General features: G+C 71.8%; 21 protein-coding genes. 7 read left to right on the top strand and 14 right to left on the bottom strand.

The window, feature by feature from the left end; genetic code table 11:
* The 5 genes from N7E59_RS06745 to N7E59_RS06725 form a co-directional block, all read right to left on the bottom strand.
* Entirely contained in the window at positions 1 to 762 is a 762-nt protein-coding gene (locus N7E59_RS06745; RefSeq protein ID WP_261624154.1) for a PP2C family protein-serine/threonine phosphatase, read from the bottom strand.
* A gap of 153 nt (positions 763 to 915) precedes the next feature.
* On the bottom strand, positions 916 to 1974 hold the full coding sequence (locus tag N7E59_RS06740; protein ID WP_261624189.1) for an adenylate/guanylate cyclase domain-containing protein: 1059 nt from the start codon (positions 1972 to 1974) through the stop codon (positions 916 to 918).
* A gap of 463 nt (positions 1975 to 2437) precedes the next feature.
* Complete coding sequence (locus N7E59_RS06735) at positions 2438 to 3112, bottom strand: hypothetical protein (RefSeq protein WP_261624153.1); 675 nt, start codon at positions 3110 to 3112, stop codon at positions 2438 to 2440.
* 115 nt (positions 3113 to 3227) lie between these two features.
* Positions 3228 to 4154: a biotin--[acetyl-CoA-carboxylase] ligase gene (locus N7E59_RS06730; RefSeq protein WP_261624152.1), complete on the bottom strand. Its 927-nt coding sequence runs from the start codon at positions 4152 to 4154 to the stop codon at positions 3228 to 3230.
* Between the two features lie 37 nt (positions 4155 to 4191).
* Positions 4192 to 5088 carry an SDR family oxidoreductase gene (locus N7E59_RS06725; RefSeq protein WP_261624151.1) on the bottom strand — a complete coding sequence of 299 codons (897 nt, stop codon included), beginning with the start codon at positions 5086 to 5088 and terminating at the stop codon, positions 4192 to 4194.
* A 178-nt stretch (positions 5089 to 5266) separates the two neighbouring features.
* On the opposite strand from N7E59_RS06725, the gene N7E59_RS06720 reads away from it, so the two are divergent.
* The 6 genes from N7E59_RS06720 to N7E59_RS06695 all read left to right on the top strand — a co-directional run bounded on the left by N7E59_RS06720 (position 5267) and on the right by N7E59_RS06695 (position 12445).
* The gene (locus tag N7E59_RS06720) at positions 5267 to 6901 is read left to right on the top strand and encodes an acyl-CoA carboxylase subunit beta (protein ID WP_261624150.1); all 1635 of its coding nucleotides are present in this window, start codon (positions 5267 to 5269) and stop codon (positions 6899 to 6901) included.
* Positions 6898 to 7191 carry a hypothetical protein gene (locus N7E59_RS06715; RefSeq protein WP_261624149.1) on the top strand — a complete coding sequence of 98 codons (294 nt, stop codon included), beginning with the start codon at positions 6898 to 6900 and terminating at the stop codon, positions 7189 to 7191. Before N7E59_RS06720 ends, N7E59_RS06715 begins: the two co-directional genes overlap by 4 nt.
* The gene (locus N7E59_RS06710) at positions 7188 to 7931 is read left to right on the top strand and encodes a Maf family protein (protein WP_261624148.1); all 744 of its coding nucleotides are present in this window, start codon (positions 7188 to 7190) and stop codon (positions 7929 to 7931) included. Before N7E59_RS06715 ends, N7E59_RS06710 begins: the two co-directional genes overlap by 4 nt.
* On the top strand, positions 7928 to 9760 hold the full coding sequence (locus N7E59_RS06705; RefSeq protein ID WP_261624147.1) for an acetyl/propionyl/methylcrotonyl-CoA carboxylase subunit alpha: 1833 nt from the start codon (positions 7928 to 7930) through the stop codon (positions 9758 to 9760). Before N7E59_RS06710 ends, N7E59_RS06705 begins: the two co-directional genes overlap by 4 nt.
* A gap of 68 nt (positions 9761 to 9828) precedes the next feature.
* Positions 9829 to 11073 (top strand): chromate efflux transporter, encoded by a 1245-nt coding sequence (gene chrA, locus N7E59_RS06700; protein WP_261624146.1) that lies wholly within the window; start codon positions 9829 to 9831, stop codon positions 11071 to 11073.
* 79 nt (positions 11074 to 11152) lie between these two features.
* The gene (locus tag N7E59_RS06695) at positions 11153 to 12445 is read left to right on the top strand and encodes a THUMP-like domain-containing protein (protein ID WP_261624145.1); all 1293 of its coding nucleotides are present in this window, start codon (positions 11153 to 11155) and stop codon (positions 12443 to 12445) included.
* Between the two features lie 339 nt (positions 12446 to 12784).
* Here the strand turns inward: N7E59_RS06695 and N7E59_RS06690 are convergent, their stop codons facing one another.
* Positions 12785 to 14569, bottom strand: coding sequence for a glycoside hydrolase family 3 protein (locus N7E59_RS06690; RefSeq protein WP_261624144.1), 1785 nt, complete (start codon positions 14567 to 14569; stop codon positions 12785 to 12787).
* A 154-nt stretch (positions 14570 to 14723) separates the two neighbouring features.
* Between N7E59_RS06690 and N7E59_RS06685 the strand changes: the two genes are divergently transcribed.
* Positions 14724 to 15917, top strand: coding sequence for a glutamate--cysteine ligase (locus N7E59_RS06685; RefSeq protein ID WP_261624143.1), 1194 nt, complete (start codon positions 14724 to 14726; stop codon positions 15915 to 15917).
* Here N7E59_RS06685 and tsaD read toward each other — a convergent pair.
* From tsaD to glmS, 8 genes are all read right to left on the bottom strand, one after another.
* On the bottom strand, positions 15907 to 17013 hold the full coding sequence (tsaD, locus tag N7E59_RS06680) for a tRNA (adenosine(37)-N6)-threonylcarbamoyltransferase complex transferase subunit TsaD (protein WP_261624142.1): 1107 nt from the start codon (positions 17011 to 17013) through the stop codon (positions 15907 to 15909). The two genes, N7E59_RS06685 and tsaD, sit on opposite strands and share 11 nt — an antisense overlap.
* Entirely contained in the window at positions 17010 to 17558 is a 549-nt protein-coding gene (locus tag N7E59_RS06675) for a GNAT family N-acetyltransferase (RefSeq protein ID WP_261624141.1), read from the bottom strand. Before N7E59_RS06675 ends, tsaD begins: the two co-directional genes overlap by 4 nt.
* Positions 17559 to 17626: 68 nt before the next feature.
* Positions 17627 to 18334 (bottom strand): tRNA (adenosine(37)-N6)-threonylcarbamoyltransferase complex dimerization subunit type 1 TsaB, encoded by a 708-nt coding sequence (gene tsaB / locus N7E59_RS06670; protein ID WP_261624140.1) that lies wholly within the window; start codon positions 18332 to 18334, stop codon positions 17627 to 17629.
* Between the two features lie 144 nt (positions 18335 to 18478).
* Positions 18479 to 19048, bottom strand: coding sequence for a tRNA (adenosine(37)-N6)-threonylcarbamoyltransferase complex ATPase subunit type 1 TsaE (tsaE, locus tag N7E59_RS06665; protein WP_261624139.1), 570 nt, complete (start codon positions 19046 to 19048; stop codon positions 18479 to 18481).
* Complete coding sequence (gene alr / locus N7E59_RS06660) at positions 19045 to 20241, bottom strand: alanine racemase (protein ID WP_261624138.1); 1197 nt, start codon at positions 20239 to 20241, stop codon at positions 19045 to 19047. Before alr ends, tsaE begins: the two co-directional genes overlap by 4 nt.
* 9 nt (positions 20242 to 20250) lie before the next feature.
* Positions 20251 to 21759, bottom strand: a complete 1509-nt coding sequence (locus N7E59_RS06655) for a bifunctional ADP-dependent NAD(P)H-hydrate dehydratase/NAD(P)H-hydrate epimerase (protein ID WP_261624137.1) — start codon at positions 21757 to 21759, stop codon at positions 20251 to 20253.
* A 10-nt stretch (positions 21760 to 21769) separates the two neighbouring features.
* Positions 21770 to 22123, bottom strand: coding sequence for a holo-ACP synthase (locus N7E59_RS06650; protein ID WP_261624136.1), 354 nt, complete (start codon positions 22121 to 22123; stop codon positions 21770 to 21772).
* A 4-nt stretch (positions 22124 to 22127) separates the two neighbouring features.
* Complete coding sequence (glmS, locus tag N7E59_RS06645) at positions 22128 to 23999, bottom strand: glutamine--fructose-6-phosphate transaminase (isomerizing) (RefSeq protein WP_261624135.1); 1872 nt, start codon at positions 23997 to 23999, stop codon at positions 22128 to 22130.
* Positions 24000 to 24022 lie beyond the last annotated feature (23 nt).

Below are 24022 nucleotides of genomic sequence, written 5' to 3'. Positions count from 1 at the left end.
TCAGCCGCGGCGGACGTCGACGACGACGACGGTCACGTTGTCCCGGCCGCCGGCGCGCAGCGCGGCATGGATGAGCCAGTCCACGGTGTCCTGCGGCGACCGCCCGGCACCGAGGATGTCGGAGATCGCATCGGCCTCCAGTTCGCCGGAGAGGCCGTCGGAGCAGATCAGCAGACGCTGGCCGGCCCGGACCGGCACGACGACGACGTCGGCGCCCGCGGCGTCGCCGGCGCCGACCGCGCGCGTGACCACGTTGCGCTGCGGGTGGTGCTGCCGCTCCTCGGCGGTGATCATCCCGGACTCGTAGAGCTCCTGGACCTGAGAGTGGTCGACGGTGACCTGTTCGAGCACTCCCTCGTGATGGACGTAGGTGCGGGAGTCGCCGATGTTGAAGACCAGCCAGTCGAGGCCGTCGTCGGAGTCTCCGCCCGCACGCCGGGAGACCACCGCGCCGGTCAGGGTGGTGCCGGCACGGCCGGAGGTCTGACTGCGGATGCGGGCGTCCGCGTCCGCGACGATCCGCGGGACGTCGTCGGCGGTGAGCCCGTCCTCGGCGTCCTGCCAGGCCTCCGCGAGGACCTGCACCGCCAGGGAGGAGGCGACCTCGCCGGCCTCATGCCCGCCCATCCCGTCGGCCACGGCGAACAGCGAGTCGGTCACCACCGAAGAGTCCTCGTTGAGCTCACGGCGCAGACCGACGTGGGATCCGTATCCGTAGTCCAGATACAGACCCTGCGTCTGTTCGATCTGATCGCTGCTCATGGATGTGCTCTCCCTGCGGGACGGTCGGCACCGCGTGGGTGCCGGTTCGGGCGCTGGACCGCACGGCGGAGCGGGGCGGCCCGCCCCACGGCCGTTGCTGGATCAATCTTCGCACGGGGATCCGGGGATCTCCATGCTCCGACCGACCCCCGGTCACGTGTCGAGGCGGATCCCGTCGCCGCCGGCGCGCAGCAGCATGTGCGGCTGGACCTCGCCGAAGCCGCGCACCATCCGCGGAGGCTGCGGGACCAGCATGTAGTCATCCTCGTCGAGAGTCTCAGCCGTGACCGTGTCCACCAGGACCGAACCGGGGTCCGCGAGCGCGGTGAGCCGTGCGGCGAGGTTCACCGTGGGTCCGTAGATGTCGCCCATGCGCGAGAGCACCCGTCCCCACACCACGGCGCCGCGCGCCTGCGGGAGGACCTCGTCTGCGGCGATGGTCTCGGCCAGCGCCAGTGCGATGTCGGCCCCGGCCTCGGGCGTCTCGGCGTTGAAGAGGACCTCGTCCCCCACGGTCTTGACCAGCCGCCCGCCGCCGATGGAGATGATCTCCGCACACACCGATTCGAAGCGCTGGACGGTCTCGGCCAGGGTGCGTTCGTTCATGGTCCGGGACAGCGAGGTGTACGAGACCAGGTCGACGAACCCCACGGCGCGGGCCAGCGGCAGCGGGGCGTCGTCCTCGGAGCCGTCGCGCCCGGCCGCGCTGGCCGCCAGCCCGGACTCGACCCGCACGGTGAGCCGCTGCAGGGCCGCCGAGAGCTGGCGACGCCAGGCGTAGGCCGTCAGCTGCTGCAGCGGGTCGATGAGGCTGGGCAGCGTCTCGATGACCTGGCTGCGCGCGGTGGCGTCGGGGAGGCGCTGCTGGGTCATCCGGTCCTCGACCAGCGCCTCGATCTGCCACACCACCATCCGGTCGGTCATCTGGCCCACCGAGCGGGTCAGCGAGATGGCCGTCTGTTCGTTCAGGTGGCCGGCGCGGACGAGCTCGATCATCGCCGCCAGCGCCTCGACGTCGGCGTAGGTGAAGGCCTTGACGTCGTCGTCGAGGTTGGGGAAGCCCAGGGCCCGCCACAGTTTGCGGGCCGAGACGGTGGAGACGCCGAGCTCCTTGGCCATCTCCCGGTAGGTCAGGCTGCGTTCGGCGCCGAGCAGCCGATGCTCCAGGTCGCGGATCCGCCGGTGCCAGTCATGCTGCTCGATCTGCTCCATCCGGGGGATGGGGATCGCCGCGGTCAGCGGGGTGCGCTCATCGGCGTAGTGCTCATGGTCCTCCCCCGTCTCCGGGTAGGGCCTGCCGCCGGGACGCCGCACGGACGGCTCGGGCGCCTCCGCACGGCGGGCGCGCGGAGAGTCCGGGTCGATGGGGGTCGCCGCCGACGGGGCACCTTCGGCGGTGCCCGGCACCGGCGGCGCGGCGCGCGAGGCGGTGGGAGAGGGGAAGTCGCTCCAGTCGCGGCGGGCCGCGTCGAGGTCCTCGCGGCTGTAGTCGCGCCCGTCGCCGAGGACCTGCGGGTCGACGTCGTCGTCGCCGAGCACATCAGGGGTCACCGGCACGATGCCGACCGTGCGCTCCTCGGCGCCGAAGCCGCGGCTGCGCTCCTGCTCCCACGCCGCACGACCGGTGTCCGCGCGGGATCCGGGAGGACCGGAGCCGACGGCGCCGCGGGACGGGTCATCCATCCCTCACCCCGGGGTCGTGGGCGTAGGGGCGGCTGTCCCCCGGGCCGCTGCGGCCGCCGTACCCTCCGTGGCCTGCGTACCCACCGTGGTTCCCGTATCCGCCGGGAGCCGCGTAGCCGGCCGGACCGAGGCGTGAGGCCTGCTGCTCGGCCGCCCGACGGCGGTACTCCCCCAGCTCCTCGGCGGCCACGGTGTGGAAGTGTGCGGCGTCGGGCATGTCCGCCAGGACAGTACGCTGCTGCTGCCCGTAGGCCCCGGAGAGCACGATGAGGTCTCCGGCCCCTGAGACCGACTGTATGCGTCGGGTCCGCAGCTGCACCTCTGAGATGAGCCCCAGCGGTGCGACGATCGGCTCAGGCGGGCCGACGAGGTTCTTCTGCACGATGCGCAGGTTGGTCAGGAACGTGAGGCGGTTCAGCCACTGCAGGAAGGGGCGGACCGTCCCGAAGAACAGGGTCAGCGCCCCCAGCGACCACACGACGAAGAGCCCGAGCCCGCTGAACTGGCGGACGAACTCCGGCTGGGACCCGCGGGAGAGGTACCCCAGCAGGAAGCTGACCACCGCGGCGGCGATCAGGAGGTTGACCAGGGCGGGGATCAGCGTGCGTCGGTGCGCGCGGGTGCGGACGACGACCTGTTCCCCGTCGACGAGCTTCAGCCTTCCCACATGCACCCCTCACGTTCTGGGACCGTTCCTGCCACCGCGGCGCCACCGCACCACGGATGTGGACCACGTCTCAGTCTACCCGGCGGTACGCACGAGGGGTCGAGGGGGCCGAGGATCACGACTCCGGACGCAGATGGACCACGTCGACGGCGGAGAAGCTCTGCCTGACCGGGTCGACCCGGGTCCACGCCCCATCGGCGCGGTCACGCTCTTCGGCGACCTCGACGATGATCGCCCCGTCGTCACCGAGGCCGACGGCGTCGCCGCGTCGGGCCCGTCCGTCGGGAAGCTCCACCCGCACCCGTCGGCCGACGGTGTCCATCATCGCCAGCAGGCGGCGGCCCAGGGCCGTGCGGGGCAGCGGGGTCCCCGATGCGGAGGCGCTGAGGCGGTCGACCTCTCCGAGATGCTCGGCGAGGCGCCCCAGCACGCCGATGAGCAGCTCGGTCCGCAGGTCCTCGGGACCGGCCGAGCCCAGGCGCCGCAGCTCCAGCAGCACCGAGGTGGAGGTCTCGGTCGGCAGCCGATCCTGCTCCAGCAGCGCATTGACCCCCATCCCCAGGACCACTGCGAACCTTCCCGCCGCACCGGGGACCGCGAGAGCCAGGATGCCGCTGATCTTCCGGTCGGCGACGTGGACGTCGTTCGGCCACTTCACCCGGGCGGGGATCCCGTACTCCTCGTCCAGAACCTCGGCGAGGCTGAGAGCGGCCAGCAGGGAGGCCCACCGCAGGTGATCGGGGTCCCAGTCGGGCCGCAGCACCACCGAGGTCGACAGCGCGGTCCCGGCCGGCGAGGTCCACGTCCGGTCCACGCGGCCCCTGCCGGCCGTCTGCTCCTCGGCCGTCAGCACGGACAGATGCGGCCATTCGCGTGCGAAGGCGTCGGGATCTGCCCCCGCACGCTGCAGGAACAGATTCGTGGAGTCCACACTGTCGAGCCGTTCGACGCGGGAGAACGGCCCACCGTCGACGAGGCTGCACCGCAGCCTCGCCTCATCCAGCCGTCGCGGCCGCTCCGCCGGTCCGAGGTCTTCGGTCATACGATCCCTGTCCGCCCCTTCTGCCCGTCCGCCCCGTCTAGAGGAAGATGTCCGGCGTGAGCCGCTGTGCAGGATCCACAGCGTACCCGCTGAGGTCCTCCAGACCCGCGTGGGCCAGCACCTGCTCGTCGGTGAGGAACTCGCCGCGGTGGACCCCGGCGGCGCCGGTCAGCAGCGCCAGCGCGGCGTCGGCCATGATCTGCGGGGACCGGGCGGTCTGCGCCAGGGCCTCGCCGTCGGGCATCGCTCGGATCGCCGCGGTGTCGATGAGCGTGGCCGGCCAGAGCGAGTTGACCTCGGCGCCGACGTCGGCGAGCGTCCGGGCGAATCCGAGGGTGGTCATCGTCATCCCGTACTTGGCCATCGTGTAGCCCAGGTGGCGGCCGAACCACTCGGGGTCCAGGTTCAGCGGAGGCGCCAGCGTGAGGACCTTCGGCGCCCATCGGTCTCCCCCGCCCTCTTCTTTGGCCGCTCGGCCGGCCGAGGTCCGCAGGTGCGGCACGGCGGCCTGGGTCAGCCGGTAGGTGCCGCGGACGTTGATGTCGTGCATCAGGTCGTACCGCTTCATGGGCAGATCGGGCGCCGGAGTCAGGTCGATCGCCGACGCGTTGTTGATCAGCACGTCGATCCCGCCGAAGGTCTGCACGGTCTCAGCCACGGCACGGTCGACGTCCTCGTCGCTGCGGACGTCGCCCACCACCGCCAGCCCGCGTCCCCCGGCGGCCTCGACGTCGGCGACGGCGGTGTGGACGGTGCCCTCGAGGCTCGGGTGGGGCTGGTCGGTCTTGGCCAGCAGGGCGATGTGGGCTCCCCGGGCCGCCAGTGCGACGGCGATCGCATGCCCGATCCCTCGGCTGCCTCCGGAGATGAGTACGGTGCGGCCCGCCAGAGACTGCGGGCCCTGGAGCTGATGAGCTGACGTGTTCTGGGTCATACCCGCAGTCTACTCACCGGTAACAGGACCGCCCGCCCGCGGTTCGGAGATCGGTGGGACCGACGGCACCCATGTTGTAGGTTTCCTACAGCTGGACCACCCCTGTGCCCGGTTAGACTGATCGCTGATTTGTAGGAACCCCACCGACACCTGTGAGGAAAGGTTCGCCCGCAGAACCATGACGAACTCGCCGCAGCACGACGCCGACGCCTCGCCGGGATCCTCCCGCGACGCCTTCGACCTCACCACCACCGCCGGCCGGCTGGCCGAGTTCCGGCACCGCCGGGACCAGACCGACGCGCCCGCCGGCACGGCGTCGGTGGAGAAGCAGCATGCCCGCGGCAAGCACACCGCGCGCGAACGCATCGAGCTGCTGATGGACCCCGACTCCTTCGTCGAGTTCGACGCGCTGGCCGTCCACCGCTCCACCGCCTTCGGCATGGAGAGGAAGAAGCTGCTCGGCGACGGCCTGGTCTCCGGATACGGCACCGTCGACGGCCGGATGGTCGCGGTGTACTCCCAGGACTTCACGGTGTTCGGCGGCTCCCTGTCCAACGTCAACGGCGAGAAGATCGTCAAGGTCCAGGAGTTCGCCGCGCGCAACGGCTGCCCGGTGATCGCCATCAACGACGGCGGCGGCGCCCGCATCCAGGAGGGCGTGGCCTCGTTGGCCATGTTCGCCGACATCTTCCGGAACAACGTCCACTCCTCCGGGGTGATCCCCCAGATCACCCTGATCATGGGACCCGCCGCCGGAGGTGCGGCCTACTCGCCGGCGCTCAACGACTTCGTCATCATGGTCGACGAGTCCTCACACATGTTCATCACCGGTCCCGACGTCATCAGGTCGGTCACCGGTGAGGACGTGGACATGGAGACCCTCGGCGGAGCGAAGGTCCACAACCAGCACACCGGCACCGCCGCCTACCTGGCCAAGGACGAGACCGACGCGCTGGAGTTCGTCAAGGACCTCCTCGAGTTCCTCCCGCTGAACAACCTCGCCGAGGCGCCCATGGAGCCGTTCGAGGACCGGGCCAAGATCGAGATCGAGGACGAGGCGCTCAACACCCTGATCCCGGACTCGGCCAATCAGCCCTACGACATGCGCACCGTGGTCGAGCAGATCCTCGACGAGGGATACTTCCTGGAGCTGCAGGCCCTCTACGCGCCGAACGTGGTCATCGGCCTGGGACGCATCGAGGGCCGCAGCATCGGCGTGGTCGCCAATCAGCCCTCCCAGCTCGCCGGCACCCTGGACATCGCCGCCAGCGAGAAGGCCGCCCGCTTCGTGCGCTTCTGCGACGCCTTCAACATCCCCATCGTCACCCTCGTCGACGTGCCGGGCTTCCTGCCGGGCACCGATCAGGAGTTCAACGGCATCATCCGCCGCGGGGCCAAGCTCCTCTACGCCTATGCCGAGGCCACCGTCCCGAAGATCACCGTCATCACCCGCAAGGCCTTCGGAGGCGCCTACATCGTCATGGGGTCGAAGAAGCTCGGCGCGGACATCAACCTCGCCTGGCCCACCGCCCAGATCGGCGTCATGGGGGCCCAGGGTGCGGTGAACATCCTCTACCGCCGGGACCTCGCCGCAGTGGAGAAGTCCGGAGGCGACGTCGAGGCCCGGCGCAAGGAGCTCATCGACGACTACGAGGCCGAGCTGCTCAACCCCTACCAGGCCGCGGAGCTGGGCTACATCGATGCGGTCATCGAGCCGGCCGAGACGCGGTGGCAGGTGTCCAAGGCGCTGCGCGCCACGTACCACAAGCGCGAGACCCTGCCGGCGAAGAAGCACGGCAACATCCCGCTGTGAGCGAGGCACCCATGACGGAACGGACCGACGAGAGCACAGAGGCGGAGGCCCCCGACCACACCGAGGGCGAGGGACCCGTGGACATGCACCTGGGCGGCACGCGGCTGTCCGACGACGAACTGGCCGCCGTGCTGGCCGTCCTCGGCCGACTCGCCGGCTCCGACCCCGTCAACGACCGCGGCCAGGGCACTGCGGGGCCCACCAACCGCGCCCGCTACCGACGCCGTCGGCTGGGCCTCCATGAGCGCCACGGAGCCGACGCCTGGCAGTTCGCGGCGGGGGTGCGATGACCACGCCCTCCCACCCCACCGAGCACGCTGAGGACCCCGTCAGGCACTCGGCCCGGTCCTCTGCGGATCGGGTCCCGCTGATCCTGGCCTCGGCCTCCCCCGGCCGCGCCCAGGTCCTCGAGGGTGCCGGCCTGGACTTCTCCGTCGAGGTCTCCTCCGTGGACGAGGACGAGGTGCTCTCGGCCGCCCGCGCGCTGGCCGACGCCGAGGACGTCCCGGCCGAGGAGGTCGCTCTGCTGCTGGCCCGCGCCAAGGCTGAGGACGTGGCCGCACGTCCGCCGGGACGCGGTGCGCTCGTGCTGGGATGCGACTCGGTCTTCGAACTCGACGGTCAGACCTACGGCAAGCCCTACGAGCCGGAGATCGCCGTGCAGAGATGGCTGGAGATGCGGGGGCGCACCGGAACCCTGCACTCCGGCCACTGGCTGATCGGGCCCGACGGGGACGCCGTCGGGCGCACCGTCTCCACCCGGGTGAGCTTCGCCGAACCCGCTGAGGAGGAGATCCGCGCCTACGCAGAGTCGGGCGAGCCCATGCACTGCGCCGGAGCGTTCACGATCGACGGACGAGGGGCCGCCTTCGTCACGGGAGTCGAAGGTGATCACCTCTCGGTGATCGGAGTCTCCCCGCACGTCCTGGCCCGGCTGCTCGCCGAGCTCGGCCGTGGGATCACCGACCACTGGCGCGGGGCCGCCAGCTTGCCGAACCAGAACCGAGAGCAGGAGCCGAGGGAACGATGAACGACTTCAGCAAGGTGCTGATCGCCAACCGCGGTGAGATCGCCGTACGGGTGATCCGGGCGGCCAACGACGAGGGGCTCACCGCCGTGGCCGTCTACGCCGACCCCGACCGGGACGCGATGCATGTGCGGATGGCCGACGAGGCCTACTGCCTGGGCGGCAGCACCGCCGCCGACAGCTACCTGCTCTCCGAGAAGATCCTGGAGGCCGCGCAGGCCACCGGTGCCGACGCCGTCCATCCCGGATACGGGTTCCTCTCCGAGAACGCCGACTTCGCCCGGGAGGTCATCGCCGCGGGACTGACGTGGATCGGTCCCTCACCCGAGGCCATCGAGCGTCTCGGGGACAAGGTGTCGGCCCGCCAGCTGGCGGAGAAGGTCGGCGCCCCGCTGGCCCCCGGCACCAAGGAGCCGGTGAAGTCCGCCAAGGAGGTCGTGCGGTTCGCGGAGAAGCAGGGGCTGCCCATCGCGATCAAGGCGGCCTTCGGCGGGGGCGGGCGCGGCATCAAGGTGGTCCGCGACTCCGAGGAGATCGTCGAGCTCTACGAGTCGGCGGTGCGTGAGGCGACCGCCGCCTTCGGCCGGGGCGAGTGCTTCATCGAGAAGTTCCTCGACGCCCCCCGCCACGTGGAGACCCAGTGCCTGGCCGACGCCCACGGCGGAGTCGTCGTGGTCTCCACCCGCGACTGCTCGCTTCAGCGCCGGAACCAGAAGCTCGTCGAGGAGGCTCCGGCACCCTTCCTCACCCGGAACCAGCAGCGTCAGCTGTACCGGTCCTCGAAGGCGCTGCTCCGTGAGGCCGGATACACCGGTGCGGGGACCTGTGAGTTCCTCATCGGCGCCGACGGGACGATCAGCTTCCTCGAGGTCAACACCCGGCTGCAGGTCGAGCACCCCGTCAGCGAGGAGGTCACCGGGGTCGACCTGGTCCGCGAGCAGTTCCGCATCGCCCGCGGCGAGCGTCTCGGCTATGAGGATCCCGAGGTCCGCGGCCACAGCTTCGAGTTCCGCATCAACGGGGAGGACGCCGGACGCAGCTTCCTGCCCTCCCCGGGGACGCTGGAGCGCTTCGACCTGCCCACCGGTCCCGGCGTGCGCGTGGACTCCGGGGTGGCGGCCGGCGAGACCATCTCGGGCTCCTTCGACTCGATGATCGCCAAGCTCGTCGTCACCGGTTCGGACAGAGAACAGGCCCTGCGCCGCGCCCGACGCGCGCTGGCGGAGATGACCGTCGAAGGCATGCCCACCGTCATCCCGTTCCACCGCACCGTCGTGGAGGACCCGGCCTTCGCCCCGGAGCTGGCCGAGGACCAGGTCTCGGACGACGGGCGACGGCGCCCTTCGCGGTCCGCCCGCACCCGGCGGGAGCCGCAGCCCTTCTCCGTGCACACCCGGTGGATCGAGACCGAGTTCCGCAACACCATCCCTCCCTACAACGCGCTGTCCGCCCACGCCGCACCCGAGCAGGCCGAGCAGCGCGAGGACGTGGTCATGGAGGTGAACGGCAAGCGGATCACCGTCTCGCTGCCGACGTCGCTGGCGGCCGGGAAGCTGGCGACCAGTCAGCAGCGCTCCAAGCGGCGGCGCAAGCGCACGGCCGCAGTCTCTGCAGTCTCGGGCGATCAGCTGGCCTCGCCGATGACGGGCACGATCGTCAAGGCCCATGCCAAGAATGGGGACAAGGTCGCCGAGGGCGATCTGATCCTGGTGCTGGAGGCCATGAAGATGGAGCAGCCGCTGACCGCGCACAAGTCGGGGAAGGTCAAGGGCCTCAAGGCGGAGCCGGGCACCACGGTGACCGCCGGTGAGGTGCTCGCAACCATCGAGTGATCCGGCCGGCGCCCGTGGTCCGGGCTGTTCGCCGAACGTTAACCTGATCCGGGCAGTGTGGACTCTCGATGGCTCAGCACACTCCACCCGATGACGGGCACGACGCCGCGTCGTCCGGGGACGACGACCGCCGCGGCGGCGTGCTCGAAGTGTTCCTCGTCTTCCTCCGGCTGGGGCTGACCTCGTTCGGCGGCCCGGTGGCCCATCTGGGCTACTTCCGCGAAGCGTTCGTCGAGAGACGCCGGTGGCTCACCGAGCGGGCCTACGGAGACCTGGTGGCTCTGTGCCAGTTCCTCCCCGGGCCGGCCTCCAGCCAGGTGGGCATGGCATTGGGGATGCGCCGCGCCGGGACCGGAGGGCTCTTGGCCGCATGGGTCGCCTTCACCCTGCCCTCGGCGGTGCTCATGGGCGCCTTCGCCTATGGGATCTCCGAGGCCGGGGACCTCGCCGACGCCGGCTGGGTGCTCGGGCTGAAGGCCGCCGCCGTCGCCGTCGTCGCCCACGCGGTCCTCGGGATGGGGCGCACGCTGACTCCGGACCTGCCGCGGCTGCTCGTCGCCGCGGCAGTCCTGACCGCGGTGCTGCTGGTCCCCCACCCCTCCGCCCAGGTCCTGGTCCTCGCCCTGGCGGGTCTGGTGGGACTGCTGGTGCTGCGCCCCGACCCGCCCGACGCAGAGGAGCTCGACTCCCTCGGCGGCGGGATCTCACGGCGCACCGGGGCCGTGCTGCTCGGCACCTTCGCCCTTCTGCTGGCGCTGCTCCCCCTGGCCGCCGCCTTCCTCGACGACCCGTCCCTGCGGCTCGCCGACGTCTTCTACCGAGCCGGATCGCTGGTCTTCGGCGGCGGACATGTGGTGCTGCCGCTGCTGGAGGCCGAGACCGTGCAGACCGGGATGCTGGGACAGGACGAGTTCCTCGCCGGCTACGGTGCCGCCCAGGCCCTGCCCGGCCCGCTGTTCACCCTGGCCACGTTCCTCGGCGCCGCCGCCGAGGGAGGCGGCCTGCTCGGGGCCGTCGTCGCCACCGTGGCGATCTTCCTGCCGGCCGGACTGCTGACGGCCGGTGCGCTGCCGTTCTGGGAGCGGCTGCGCACGAGCCTGCGGGCACGCCGCGCGCTGGACGGCCTGAACGCGGGGGTGGTGGGCATCCTCACCGCGGCGCTGATCACCCCGGTGTTCACCGCCGGCGTGCTGGAGACCGGATGGATCGCCGCCGGCATCGCCGCCGCCGGATTCCTCGCCCTGCAGTTCGGGAAGGTGCCCGCCTGGGCGGTGGTGCTCGCGGCGGCCGGCATCGGCTGGGCGGTGCTGTGACCGGGCGCCGTCGGCCCTGATCCGCGAGCCTGAACCGTCGGCCGATCCGCCGGCCCAGCGCCCCGGTAGGCTGAGCCCGATGACCGACCCCTCCCCACCCTCTCCCCTCCGCCCCGTCCTGACACCGGAGGGGTGGGAGATGCTGAACAGCCTGCCGCCGTACGACGCCGAGCAGTCGCTGACGCTCAATCAGCGGCTGCGACGCCAGGGCCATCCGCCCGACACCGTCTCGGCGGCGCTGACCCAGTCCCGGCTGCGGGCCGCTGCCGAGGCCAAGTTCGGCGACTTCGCGTCCCGGATGCTGTTCACCGAGGACGGTCTGCAGCAGGCGACCCGCCTGTCGGTGGCGGCCCGGCACGCCGAACGGTTCCGCGACGCCGGAGTCGCCGTGGTCGCCGACCTGGGCTGCGGCCTCGGCGGCGACGCCCTGGCGGCCGCGGCGCTGGGGATGCAGGTGATCGCTGTGGAGGCGGACGAGACCACCGCCGCCGCGGCCACGGTCAACCTCTCCCCCTTCCCCGAGGCACGGGTCCGACACACCACGGCCGAAGAGTTCATCGAGACCCAGCCCACCGAGGAGGCGCAGCGGACCGGCCTGTGGTTGGACCCGGCCCGCCGGGATCCCCACGGCGCGCGGACCGCCGAGGGCTCGGCACTCCGCCTGACCGACCCCGAGAGCTTCTCCCCGCCGCTGAGCCTGGCGGTGGACCTGGCCGCCGCGGGGCGGGCGGTCGGGGTGAAGCTCGGACCCGGGATCGCCCACGGACTCGTCCCGGAGGGGTGCGAGGCGGAATGGGTGAGCGTCGACGGCGACGTCGTCGAGGTCGCCCTGTGGTTCGGATCCCTCGCCCGCCCGGGCGTCCGGCGGGCGGCGACCGTGCTGCGCCGGGACGCGCCGCCGGTCCAGCTCACCGACGAGGACGACTTCGGCGCCGAGCCGGCGCACCGGCCCACCGGCGTCGAGGGCCTGACCGGCATCATCTGGGAGCCCGACGGCGCGGTGATCCGTGCAGGACTGGTGGCCGAATGCGCCGAACTCTGCGGCGGCCGGATCCTCGATGAGCACATCGCCTACTTCTGCGCGCCCGAAGGGGCACCGGTGCCGGAGGAGGCCGTGGGCCTGGCCCGCGGCTACCGGATCCTGGAGCGCCTGCCGTTCTCGGTGAAGCGGCTGAAACGCTGGGCCGCGGAACACGGGGTGTCGCGGCTGGAGATCAAGAAGCGCGGGGTCGACGTCGCACCGGAGCAGCTGCGCACCCAGATCCTGGGCTCCGCCCGGCGACGGCCGGCGGAGGGCGTCTCCCGCACCCTGATCCTCACCCGGCTGGGCGAGGAGCGCGTCGCCGTCGTGGCTGAGCCGCTGAACGGCTGAACCGCTGAGCCGACGGTCCGCGACGACGGCTCAGGGCGGTGCCTGCAGCAGTGCCTGCAGCGGTGACTGCAGCGGTGACTGCAGCGGTGCCTGTATACGAGTGCGGCGGGGCCTCGCACCGGGCCCCGCCGCTTCCCGTATTCACTTATCGCACCCAAGAGCGGCACAGATCGCTGTGCCTGGTCCCCCGACCGCGTTCGCACCCGTCGGTCGGAGGATCTGCCGGCGACGAGGAGGATGAGGGGGTCGGTCCATCGACCGACGCCCACCTTCAGGTCGACCTGATGCAATTAAACAACATCGCTGTTCGCTAATCAACTGCGGGTGACGGACATCACCTCAGCGGCATCGGGAGAACCCCGAGGCATACCCGCCCGCCGGCGTCGGCAGCGCACCCGGAGCGACGCCGCCCTCGAGCACGTCGACCAGCACCTCGAAGGACTCCTCCGTGCGCCCGTAGAGCGCGATCTGCGTCTCGGCGTCCGAATCCGCCAGCGCCTCCGGTCGGTCGAGGGCGACGGCGACGTCCCCTCCGGGTTCGCCGCGGGAACCGCCGAGGAGCCGGACCACCGTGCCCGAGTCTCCGACGTCGACCCCGGCGTCCTCAGCGGCGGCGCTGAGGCGGGACCTGTCCGTCTCATCTCCTCCGACGATCTGTATGCCGTCGTCGACGAGCTCCGCCTCGCACTCCCCCTCGACCAGGGTGACCGCATCACCGCTGATCCGGCGGCTGAGATCCTCCGGAGGATCGGTCGCCTCCTCGGCGTCCGCATCGACCCCGGTTCCCGGACCGGCGGCGAGCTCGCCGGCGGCCAGGTCCCGCTGCCAGAGCATCATCGCGACGACGCGCTCGGCGGCCTGATCGAGGCGCTCCTCCTCCAGCTCCCCGGAGTCGACGGCCGCGACGATCGACTCGTGGGCCCCACGGACGTCGGAGGGCATGAGCAGCAGATCCGCCCCCGCGGCGAGAGCCTGCACCGGCGCCCCGTCGGCACCGTGCTGCTGCACGACGGCCCCCATATTGAGCGCATCGGTGACCACGACGCCGTCGAAGCCGAGACCGCGCAGCTGCGAATAGGTGGCCGAGGACAGCGACGACGGCACGCCGTCTTCGAGCGCGGGGACCTCCAGGTGACCGACCATCACCATCGGAGCCCCCTCCTCGGCCGCCTCACGGAACGGCACCCAGTCCTCGTCCCACAGCTGATCCAGGGTCTTCTCCTGGATCGGCAGCGTGTCGTGCGAATCCTCGTCGACGGATCCGTGCCCCGGGAAGTGCTTCATCGACCCTGCGACGCCGGCCTCCGCCAGTCCGCGCAGTCCGGCCATGCTCAGCTCGGTGACGGAGTCGGCGTCGGAGCCGAAGGAGCGGGTGCCGATCGTGGGGTCCTCGACTCCGACGGTGACGTCGCCGTTCGGGGCGAAGTCCACAGTGAATCCGAGCTCGGCGAGGTCCGCGCCCATCGCCGCATGTCCCGCGCGCGTCTGTTCCTCACCCGCGTCCTCCGAGGAGCCTTGGGCTCCGGCCCCGTAGGCCATCGGCGTGGGCCACTCGGTGAGCGGCTGGCCTATGCGGGTCACCAGTCCGCCCTCCTGGTCGACCGAGACGACCGCGGGGTAGCCCCGGTCCGAGGCGGCCTCCTGCATCGCGTCGATCTCCGCGGCGAGCGCGTCGAGGTCGGCCTGCCCGTCCCGGGTGGGGACGTTCTCGCCCATGACGATGGCTCCGCCGAGGTGCAGGTCCTCGATGAGCTGCGCCATCTGTGAGGCGTCCGTGCCGGAGTACTCGCCGACGATCACCTGTCCGGCCTTCTCCCGCAGCGACATCTCCGCGACCAGATCCTCCGCCTCGTCGCGGTGGTCCTGCGAGGGGCCGGCGAGCGCGGCGGCCGCCTCGGCCTCCCGCTGGGCATCGTCACCGCCGCCGTCGTCCTCGCCGTCGTCCTCGCCGTCACCGTCGCCCTCGTCGTTCTGCCCCTCGCCCTGGTCGGCGCCGTCCTGCTGGTCGGAACCGTCGTCGTCATCGCCGGCGCCGCCGGTGCCGCAGGCGGTGAGCAGGAGCACGGAGGCGGCGGCGAGCAGCCGGAGACGGAGCGGCCGCGAAGTCTGGGGAGTCGTCGACATGCGGTACAGACTAGCCCCCGCATGAGGGGAAGAGGCTGACCTCGCAGTATCCTGAACTCTCCGACGTCGACGTTCCGACGACGCGCAGCGCCACCGCACCGACACCGCACCGACACCGCAGCGAGACTGCTCACCGTCCTCCCGAGGAGACCCTATGGATCTTCCCTTCGCCCGATCGGGTCGCTCCACACTCGGCCTCGAGTGGGAGCTGGCGCTGGTCGACGCCCACACCGGCGACCTCCGCTCCGTGGCCGACCGCGTCCTCGAGGCCTGCCGAGAGGCCGAGCCCTCCTGCGGACCCGAGGATGAGCACCCCTTCGTGAAGCAGGAGCTGCTGACCAACACGGTCGAGGTCATCACCGATGTGTGCCGCAGCGTGGGCGAGGGGGTCGACCAGCTGCGCGAGGTCTCACGACTGGTCCTGGAGACCTGCCGACCGCTGGAGGTGGACCTGTACTCCCAGGGCTCGCACCCGTTCGCACCCCCGCGCGAGCAGCCGGTCACCGACAAGGAGCGGTACGCGGAGCTGATCCGACGCACCCAGTGGTGGGGCCGCCAGATGGTGATCTACGGCGTGCACGTCCATGTGGGGCTCGAACGGCGTGAGTACGCGGTGCCGGCGATGCACGCCCTGACCGTCTATCACCCGCATTTCCAGGCGCTGACGGCCTCCTCCCCGTTCTGGTCCGGGGAGGACACCGGCTACGCCTCGCAGCGGGCCCTGATGTTCCAGCAGCTGCCGACGGCGGGCCTGCCGTTCGGGATCTCCGACTGGGCGGGCTTCGAGACCTACGTGCGCGACATGCTGCGCACCGGTGTGATCGACGACGTCACCGAGGTGCGCTGGGACGTGCGCCCGGTCCCGCGGCTGGGCACGGTGGAGATGCGGATCGCCGACGGCCTGGCCACCGTCGAGGAGATCGGGGCGGTCGCCGCACTGACCCAGTGCCTGGTCCACCGCACCGTCGAGGACCTCGAGGCCGGCCGCGAGACCCCGCGGATGCCGCAGTGGTACGCCCAGGAGAACAAGTGGCGGGCCGCCCGCTACGGGATGGACGCGATCATCATCCTCAACGCCGACGGCGACGAGATGCTGGTGACCGACCACCTGGACCAGCTCCTCGAGGAGCTGGCGCCGACCGCCGAACGGCTGGGCTGCGAGGCCGAGCTGGCCTCCGTGCGGGACATGATGGGCGGCGAGGTCGGGTATCAGCGGCAGCGCCGGGTCGCTGAGGCGCACGACGGGGATCTGCGCGAGGTGGTGCTCGACTCCACCGAGCGGACCCGTCGATCGATCCTCGGGGAGCTGGTCGGACCCCCTGCCGGTGACTTCCGGCTCAGGCCGTGATCCGCTCCACCGGCTGGGAGGAGTCGGCCGGGACGTCCGGCGACGACGGCGCGGCTCCGGCGACGACCAGCTGAGCACCGAGGGCGGCCACCATGGCGCCGTTGTCGGTGCACAGGCTCACCGGCGGGATGCGCAGGTCGATCCCGGCCTCGGCGCAGCGTTCGGCCAGGAGGGCGCGCAGGCGTCGGTTGGCCGCCACTCCTCCGCCCAGCAGCAGGGTGTTCAGCCCGTGCTCTCGGGCGGCTCTGACCGCCTTGGAGGTGAGCACGTCCACCACGGCCTCCTGGAAGCTCGCGGCGATGTCGGCCCGGGGCACCGGTTCTCCGGCACGTTCGAACTGCTTCACCGCCCGGGACACGGCGGTCTTCAGCCCGGAGAACGACCAGTCGTGCCGGTGCCTGCCCGGCTCCTCGGCCGATCCCACGAACTTCGGCAGCGTCAGCCCCCGCGGGAAGCGGAAGGCCCGCGGGTCCCCGTCGGCGGCGAGCGCGTCGACCTTCGGCCCGCCGGGGTACCCGAGGTCCAGGAGGCGGGCGACCTTGTCGTAGGCCTCCCCGGCGGCGTCGTCGATGGTCGAGCCGAGCAGTTCGACGTCGTCGGTCAGCGAGCCGACGCGCAGGATCTCGGTGTGCCCTCCGGAGACCAGCAGCGCGCCGGTGTGCTCGGGCAGGCCGGTGGGCTCCCCGTCGTCGACCCGGAGCAGCGCCGCCCCGATGTGGGCGACCAGGTGGTTGACGCCGTAGAGCGGCTTCCCCGCGGCCAGCGCCAGGCCCTTGGCCGCCGACAGGCCGACCATCAGAGCACCGGCGAGCCCCGGACCGGAGGTCACCGCGACGGCGTCGAGCTCTTCGACGGTCACCCCGGCGGTCTGCAGGGCTTCGCGCAGCGTGGGGACGAAGGCCTCGAGGTGGGCCCGGGCGGCGATCTCAGGGATGACCCCGCCGAATCGGGCGTGCTGCTCCATGGAGGAGGAGACGGTGTTCGCCAGCAGATCGGTGCCGCGGACGATGCCGATGCCGGTCTCGTCGCAGGAGGTCTCGATGCCCAGGACGAGGGGGCCGCGGGCTCCGGCGGGGCTCGCCGTCGGGGTGCTCATGCGTCTGGGCTCCTCAGTCGGCTCGCGCTGGTGGGGGCCTCGAGGTCGGCCAGCGGCAGACGCATGATCAGCGCGTCGCAGCCGTCGCGGTAGTAGCCCCGGCGGGTGTGGATCACGGAGAACCCCTCCCCTCGGTAGAGGTGCTGGGCACCGTGGTTGTCGATGCGGACCTCGAGGAGCACCTGCTCGGCGCCGCGGTCACGTCCCTCCTCGATCAGTGTGCGCAGCAGGAGTCGCCCCAGACCGCGGCGCCGGCCGGCCCGGGCCACGGCGAGGGTCTGGACGTCGGCGAAGGGAGGCACGCACATCAGGCCCACGTAGCCGAGCAGCTGCGCGGCGCCGTCGTGAGGGGTGCCTTCTTGCACGGCGCCTTCTTGCACGGCGCCTTCTTGCACGGCGCTTTCTTGCACGGCGCCCTCGGCGACCCAGTACCGGCGGGTCCCGGTCTGGGAGAGCTCCTGGCGGAAGAAGCGCTCGGGCCAGGCGTCGACGGGGAACAGCACCTGCTCCAGGGCGGCCACCGCAGGCACGTCCTCCTCGGTCATCTCCCGCACGGTGACCGCGCTCCCGTCCGCGGCGCAGACCCCCTCATCCCGGGCCGCCTCGCCGCCGCTCACGGCTGTGCCCGCTTCCGGGGAGCGGGGACCTTCGCGTCGGAGTCCCGCAGATAGAGGGGGCGGGGGTCGAGTCGGTGGACCGGATGGGCGGCGAGCCGACCGAGCTCCACGGCGTCGGCGGTCCAGGTCTCGGTGCCGGGGACCGGGGTCAGGCTGTCGGGGTAGAGCTCGGCGCCCACACCGATCACCGCCAGGTCGGGGAGCTCGTGGGCGGGGCCGACCTGCGGCGCACCGAGCCGTACGACGCCGGAGCTCCCGGGATCCTCGGAGTCGTCGCCCGCGCGATATCGGGCGGAGTAGACCTCGCGGCGACGGGCGTCCACCGCCACCTGGAAGTCACGGTCCGTGTCGACGAGTGCCTGTTCCACGGCGCGGAGGGCCAGGCCGTCCAGGCCGGAGACTCCGTGCAGCGGCAGCGACCAGACCTCCGCCAGGGCGTGGGCGAGGACCAGTCCCACCCGCAGCCCGGTGAACGGTCCCGGGCCGACGCCGACGACGACGGCCTCCAGACCCTGACCGGTCCGCCCGGCGGGTCGCTGCGGGGCCGTGGGCTCGAGCTCGGCCTGCGCGAGGACCTCCTGCACGCCGGTGGCCAGCACCTCGGCGTGGGTGGTCGTCGCGTCGGTGCGCCAGGACCCGACGGCCGTCCCGGCATCCAGGACAGCGGCGGAGGCGCCGGCGGAGGAGTCGATCGCGAGGAGCACCCCTCCATGGTAGTGGTCCGCCGCGCATCGAATCCCCGATCCCAGCTGCAGTTCACCCCGATTCCGACCCGACACGCCGCAGGAATCGGGGATTCGATGAGGGGTGAGGGTCAGGAGACGGATGAGTGGGCGGTCCTGCCCGACTCACCGTCGGGGCAGGCTGATCCGGGGCGCCACGGACCACCGAGGGCCGAATCCTCTCAGTACCGCCCGACGAGCGGTGCCGAGGTCGTCATCCTCCGACTCGGAGAAGTCGGTCACCAACTCGCCCTCGACACCGACCTGGGCACCCTCAGGATGCAGCTCGAGGTCGAGCCAGGAGCCGGAGGCGCCGGTCAGCGCCGCTTCGGCCAGTCCGCGTCCCCATTCGACCACGGTGACGGCGTCGGCGGAGGAGCCCAGAAGGTCCAGGTCCTCGAGACCGGCGGCGTCGGTGCGGTAGGCGTCCACGTGGATCAGATCCGGCCCGCCGGACCCCCGATGGACCCGCGAGATCACGAAGGTGGGAGAACTGACCCTGCCCTGCACCCCGAGCGCTTCGGCCAGCGCCTGGGTGAAGGTCGTCTTCCCGGCGCCGAGATCCCCGGTGAGGATCAGCAGGTCACCGCCTCGCAGCCGAGCGGCCAGGTCCCGGGCCAGACGCGCGGTGTCCTCGAGATCCTCGAGCGCCATCGTGACCGACCAGTGCGGCACCTCGTGGAGCTCGGGGCTCATGCCGTGGTCCCGGCGACGACGTCAGCCGGACCGGCCTCGGCCGCCTCTGGTCGGACCTCGGCATCGGAGTCCCTCACCAGGCGCGGGACACGGGGGCCGATCCGGGTGATGATCTCGTAGTTGATGGTCTGGGCGGCCGCGCCCCAGTCGGCGGCGGAGACCCCGGAGTCCCCGCCGAACAGGACCACCTCGTCACCGACCCGGACCGACGTCTCGGGGTCTTCGAGGTCGACGACGAACTGATCCATTGCCACACGACCCACTGATCGGTAGATCCTGTCACCGATGCGGACCGGGGCATGCACGGCGATGCGCGGCACACCGTCCCCGTAGCCCATCGGGATCAGCCCCAGGGCGGTGGGGCGGTCGACCCGGTGGGTCAGCCCGTAGCTGATGCCCTGCCCCTCGGGGACCACCTTCACATGGGCGACCCGGGTGCGGACCTCCATGGCCGGACGCAGTCCCAGGTCCTCGGCGGTGCGGTCGGCGAAGGGGCTCTGCCCGTAGACGCCCACGCCGACCCGGACCATGTCGAAGTGGGCGTCGGGGCGGGACAGCGCCGCGGGCGTGTTCGCCGCGTGACGCAGCGAGGGGTGCACTCCGACCGACTCGGCGACCTCGAGCGCCCACCGGTAGGTGGCCAGCTGTTCGTCGGTCTCCCGCCGGTCCGGCTCGTCGGCGACGGCGAAATGGGTGAAGATGCCCACCACGGAGATGAGGCCCCGGTCCTGGAGTTCGGCCGCCCGGGCCATGAGCGCGGGCCAGGCCTCTGCCGTGCAGCCGTTGCGACCCAGACCGGTGTCGATCTTCAGGTGCACGTGCGCCGGGGTCTGCAGCCCCTCGGCGGCCTCGGCCACCGGGTCCAGCTCCCAGCCGGAGATACCGATGTCCACGGAGCGCCGCACGGCCTCGGCGAAGTCGCTGTCGGGGGTGTGCAGCCAGGCCAGCATCGGCGCCTCGACGCCGGCGTCGCGCAGGGCGAAGGCCTCGGTCAGGTGGGCGACGCCGATCCAGTCGGCCCCGGCCTCCCATGCCGCCTGCGCCGCGGTGACCGCACCGTGCCCGTAGCCGTCGGCCTTCACCGCGACCATCATCTTGGCCGGCCGGACGTACCCGGCGATGGTGGAGACGTTGTGGCGGACGGCCGCCGGATCGATGACGGCGACGCGCTCGAGTTCCTCCGCTGTGGTCATGGGCGCAGTCTATCGACCGGCGGAGACCTCGCCGGCGGGTCCCAGGGCTCCGATCAGCGACGACGCTCCGAAGCGTCCGCGGCCCTCCGGATCCAGCCGATGGGCGGCCTGTGCGTGCCGGTGCACCGCCGAGGCGGCCAGGCGCGCCGTCGTCACCCGGGCCGGCGCGGTGGCCGCCGAGGCGGCGAGGATCCCGGTGAGCACGTCCCCGCTGCCGGCCGTGGCCAGCCCGGGCGCCGAAGTCCGGTGGATCAGCGTCTCAGCGGCGGGTGCGGCGATGATCGTACTCGGGCCCTTGAGCAGCAGCGTGCAGCCCAGATGGCAGGCCAGCGACTCCACGGCGGTCACCGGGTCAGACTCCAGCGAGTCGAGCAGATCGGTCCGGCCCGCGGCCCGCAGCAGGGCGCGCATCTCTCCCAGGTGCGGGGTGAGCAGCGTGCCGACCGGCAGGGGAGGCGCCGCGACACGGTCCCGGAGCAGTCCGAGGGCGGAGGCGTCGAGGATCAGCCGCCCCCCGGTGCGTTCGGCCCAGTCCAGGCAGCGGTGCAGGGCGGCGACCTGACCGGGGTCGTCGCCGATCCCGGGACCGACCGCCGCGGCCCGCACGCGCTCCGAGATGTCGTGATCGGCGCCGACGACCTCGGGGTGTCGGGCGATCGTCCGGTCCAGGATCGGACCGGAGGCGTGCAGCGCCACCATGCCGCAGCCGGTCCGGACCGCCGCGCCGACGGTCAGCGCGGCGGCTCCGGGGTAGCGCGGCGATCCGGCCACCACCTGCGCAGTCCCGCGGGAGTACTTGTGGTCGCGGGCATCAGGGCCGCCGGGCATCGGGTCCGCGACGACGAGCATGCGTCGGCGCGCGGACCGTTCCGCGACCTCGGCGAGATGGTCCCCCAGCCCGATGTCCACGGGCACCACCGTGCCGCAGAGCTGGGCCCCCTCGCCGACGGCGAGCCCGAGCTTCGTCCCTCCGAAGGTGACGGTGACGTCGGCCCGGACGGCCTCCCCCGCCACGGCCCCGGTGTCGGGGGCGACGCCGGAGGGCACGTCGCAGGCGATCACCGCGGTGGAGGTGCGGCTCAGGGCCTCGGCGAGGCCGCGGACCTCGGGCAGGGAGAAGCCGCCGGAGGTGCCGGTGCCGATGATCGCATCGACGACGACGTCGGCGACCCGGACGACGGTCTCGTCGATCCGACCCCCGGCGGCCCGGAAGGCGGCCAGGCCCTCGGCGTGCGCCCGATCGCGCAGCAGCACAGCTCGCGCGTCGACCCCGCGTCGGCGCAGGGCGGCGAGCGCGAAGAGGCCGTCGCCGCCGTTGTTCCCCGGGCCGATCAGACCGGTCACCGTCGTCCCGTAGACCCGGCCGGTCCGTTCCCGCAGGGTGCGGAGCACCGTGAGCGCCAGACCGTGGGCGGCGCGGGACATCAGGCCGGGACCATGTCCGGCGTCCAGCAGGGGTGCCTCAGCGTCCCGGACCTGACGGCCGGTGTGCAGCGGGATCAGCGCGTCCGAGGTCACTGCGGCGAAGTCAGGCCTTCTCGGCCACGACCATGGCGGTCGCGATGTCGCCGTCGTGGCTCAGGGAGAGGTGCCAGCGGACCGCTCCGCGCCGTTCGGCCACCTGCGCGACGGTCCCCACCACCTCGATCTGGGGCGCACCGTCGGCGTCGGGGACGACCCGGCAGTCCTGCCAGTTCATGCCGGCCGGAGCACCCAGCGCCTTGGCCACGGCCTCCTTGGCTGCGAATCGGGCCGCCAGGGATCGGGTGCTGAGCTCCCGCTCCGCGGGCGCGAACAGACGCTCGCGCAGGGCCGGCGCCCGGCGCAGCTGTTCGCCGAAGCGCACCACGTCGACCACGTCGACTCCGATTCCGGCGATCATGGGCTCACTCCACGGTGACCGATTTGGCCAGGTTGCGCGGCTGGTCCACGTCGTAGCCCTTCTCCGAGGCCAGGGAGCAGGCGAAGATCTGCAGCGGCACGGTGGTCAGCAGCGGCATCAGCAGCGGCTGGGTCTCCGGGACGTGGAACACCGACTCGGAGAACCTCTCGACCGCGTCGTCGCCGCGCTCGGCCACGGAGATGGTCTTCGCCCCGCGGGCGCGCACCTCCTGGATGTTGGAGACGACCTTCGCGTGCAGCGAGTCGCGGCCGTGGGGCGAGGGCACGACGACGAAGACCGGCTGGCCGTCCTCGATCAGCGCGATGGGCCCGTGCTTGAGCTCACCGGCGGCGAAGCCCTCGGCGTGGATGTAGGCGAGCTCCTTGAGCTTCAGCGCCCCCTCCATGGCGACCGGGTAGCCGATGTGGCGGCCGAGGAAGAGCACCGAGGGGGTGTCCTTCATCTCGGCGGCCAGCTGCTTGACCCGATCGGCGTCGTCCAGGATCTCCTGGATCTTGCCGGGGATCTTGTGCAGGTCGGCGAGGATGTCCCGGATCTGTCCGGTGAAGAGCTGGCCGCGCAGCTGACCGAGGTACAGGCCCAGCAGGTAGGCGGCGGTGATCATCGCCAGGAACGCCTTGGTGGAGGCCACCGCGATCTCCGGTCCGGCGTGCAGGTAGAGCACCGCGTCGGACTCGCGGGGGATCGTGGAGCCGTTGGTGTTGCAGATGGACAGCGTGCGGGCCCCCTGCTCCTTGGCGTAGCGGACCGCCATCAGGGTGTCCATGGTCTCGCCCGACTGCGAGATCGACACGATCAGAGTGGACTCGTCGATGATGGGGTCGCGGTATCGGAACTCGTGGGCCAGCTCCACCTCGACGGGGATGCGGCACCAGTGCTCGATGGCGTACTTGGCCACGGTGCCGGCGTAGGCGGCGGTGCCGCAGGCCAGCACGATGATCTTGGAGGTGCTCTTCAGCTCCTCCGGGTCGATCCGCAGCTCGTCGAGGGCGAGGCGGCCCTCGGCGTCGGTGCGTCCGAGCAGGGTGTCCTCCACGGCCTTGGGCTGCTCGTGGATCTCCTTCTCCATGAAGGTGTCGTAGCCGCCCTTCTCGGCGGCCGCGGCGTCCCAGTCGACGCGGAAGCGGCGCCCCTGCGCCTCGGAGCCGTCGAAGGAGATGATGCGGAAGTCGTCGGTGGTGATGGTGACGATCTGGTCCTGCTCCAGCTCGACGGCGTCGCGGGTGAAGTCGATGAAGCCGGAGACGTCGGAGCCCAGGAAGTTCTCCCCCTCGCCCAGACCGATGACCAGCGGAGAGTTGCGGCGGGAGGCGACCACACGGTCGGGCTGGTCCGCGTGGACGGCGAGGATGGTGAAGGCGCCTTCGAGCTGGTTGCTGGCCAGGCGCACGGCCTCAGTGAGGTCGCCCTGCGCGTCGCCGGCGAAGAGCCGGCCGATGAGCTTGGCGGCGACCTCGGTGTCGGTCTCGGAGTCGAAGGTCTCGCCGTCGGCGAGCAGCATCTCCTTCAGCTCGGCGAAGTTCTCGATGATGCCGTTGTGGATGATGGCCAGACCGCCGTCGTCGCCCAGGTGCGGGTGGGCGTTCTGGTCGGTGGGGCCGCCGTGGGTGGCCCAGCGCGTGTGCCCGATGCCCAACGACGCCGGCGCCATGGCCTCGGCCTCGATCTCTCCGATCAGGTTGGCCAGCTTGCCCGACTTCTTCCGGGTCTCGACGACGCCGTCGGCGACGGTCGCCACTCCGGCGGAGTCATAGCCGCGGTACTCGAGTCGACGCAGCCCCTCCAGGAGGACGTCGAGGGCCTGATGGTCGCTGCTCTTCTCAGGACGACCGATGTATCCGACGATTCCACACATGGGATATAGCGTATCGTGTCTGT

The organism is Nesterenkonia marinintestina (assembly GCF_025420485.1).
GTDB classification, from domain to species: domain Bacteria; phylum Actinomycetota; class Actinomycetes; order Actinomycetales; family Micrococcaceae; genus Nesterenkonia; species Nesterenkonia marinintestina.
This window is presented reverse-complemented; position numbering and strand designations above follow the sequence as displayed.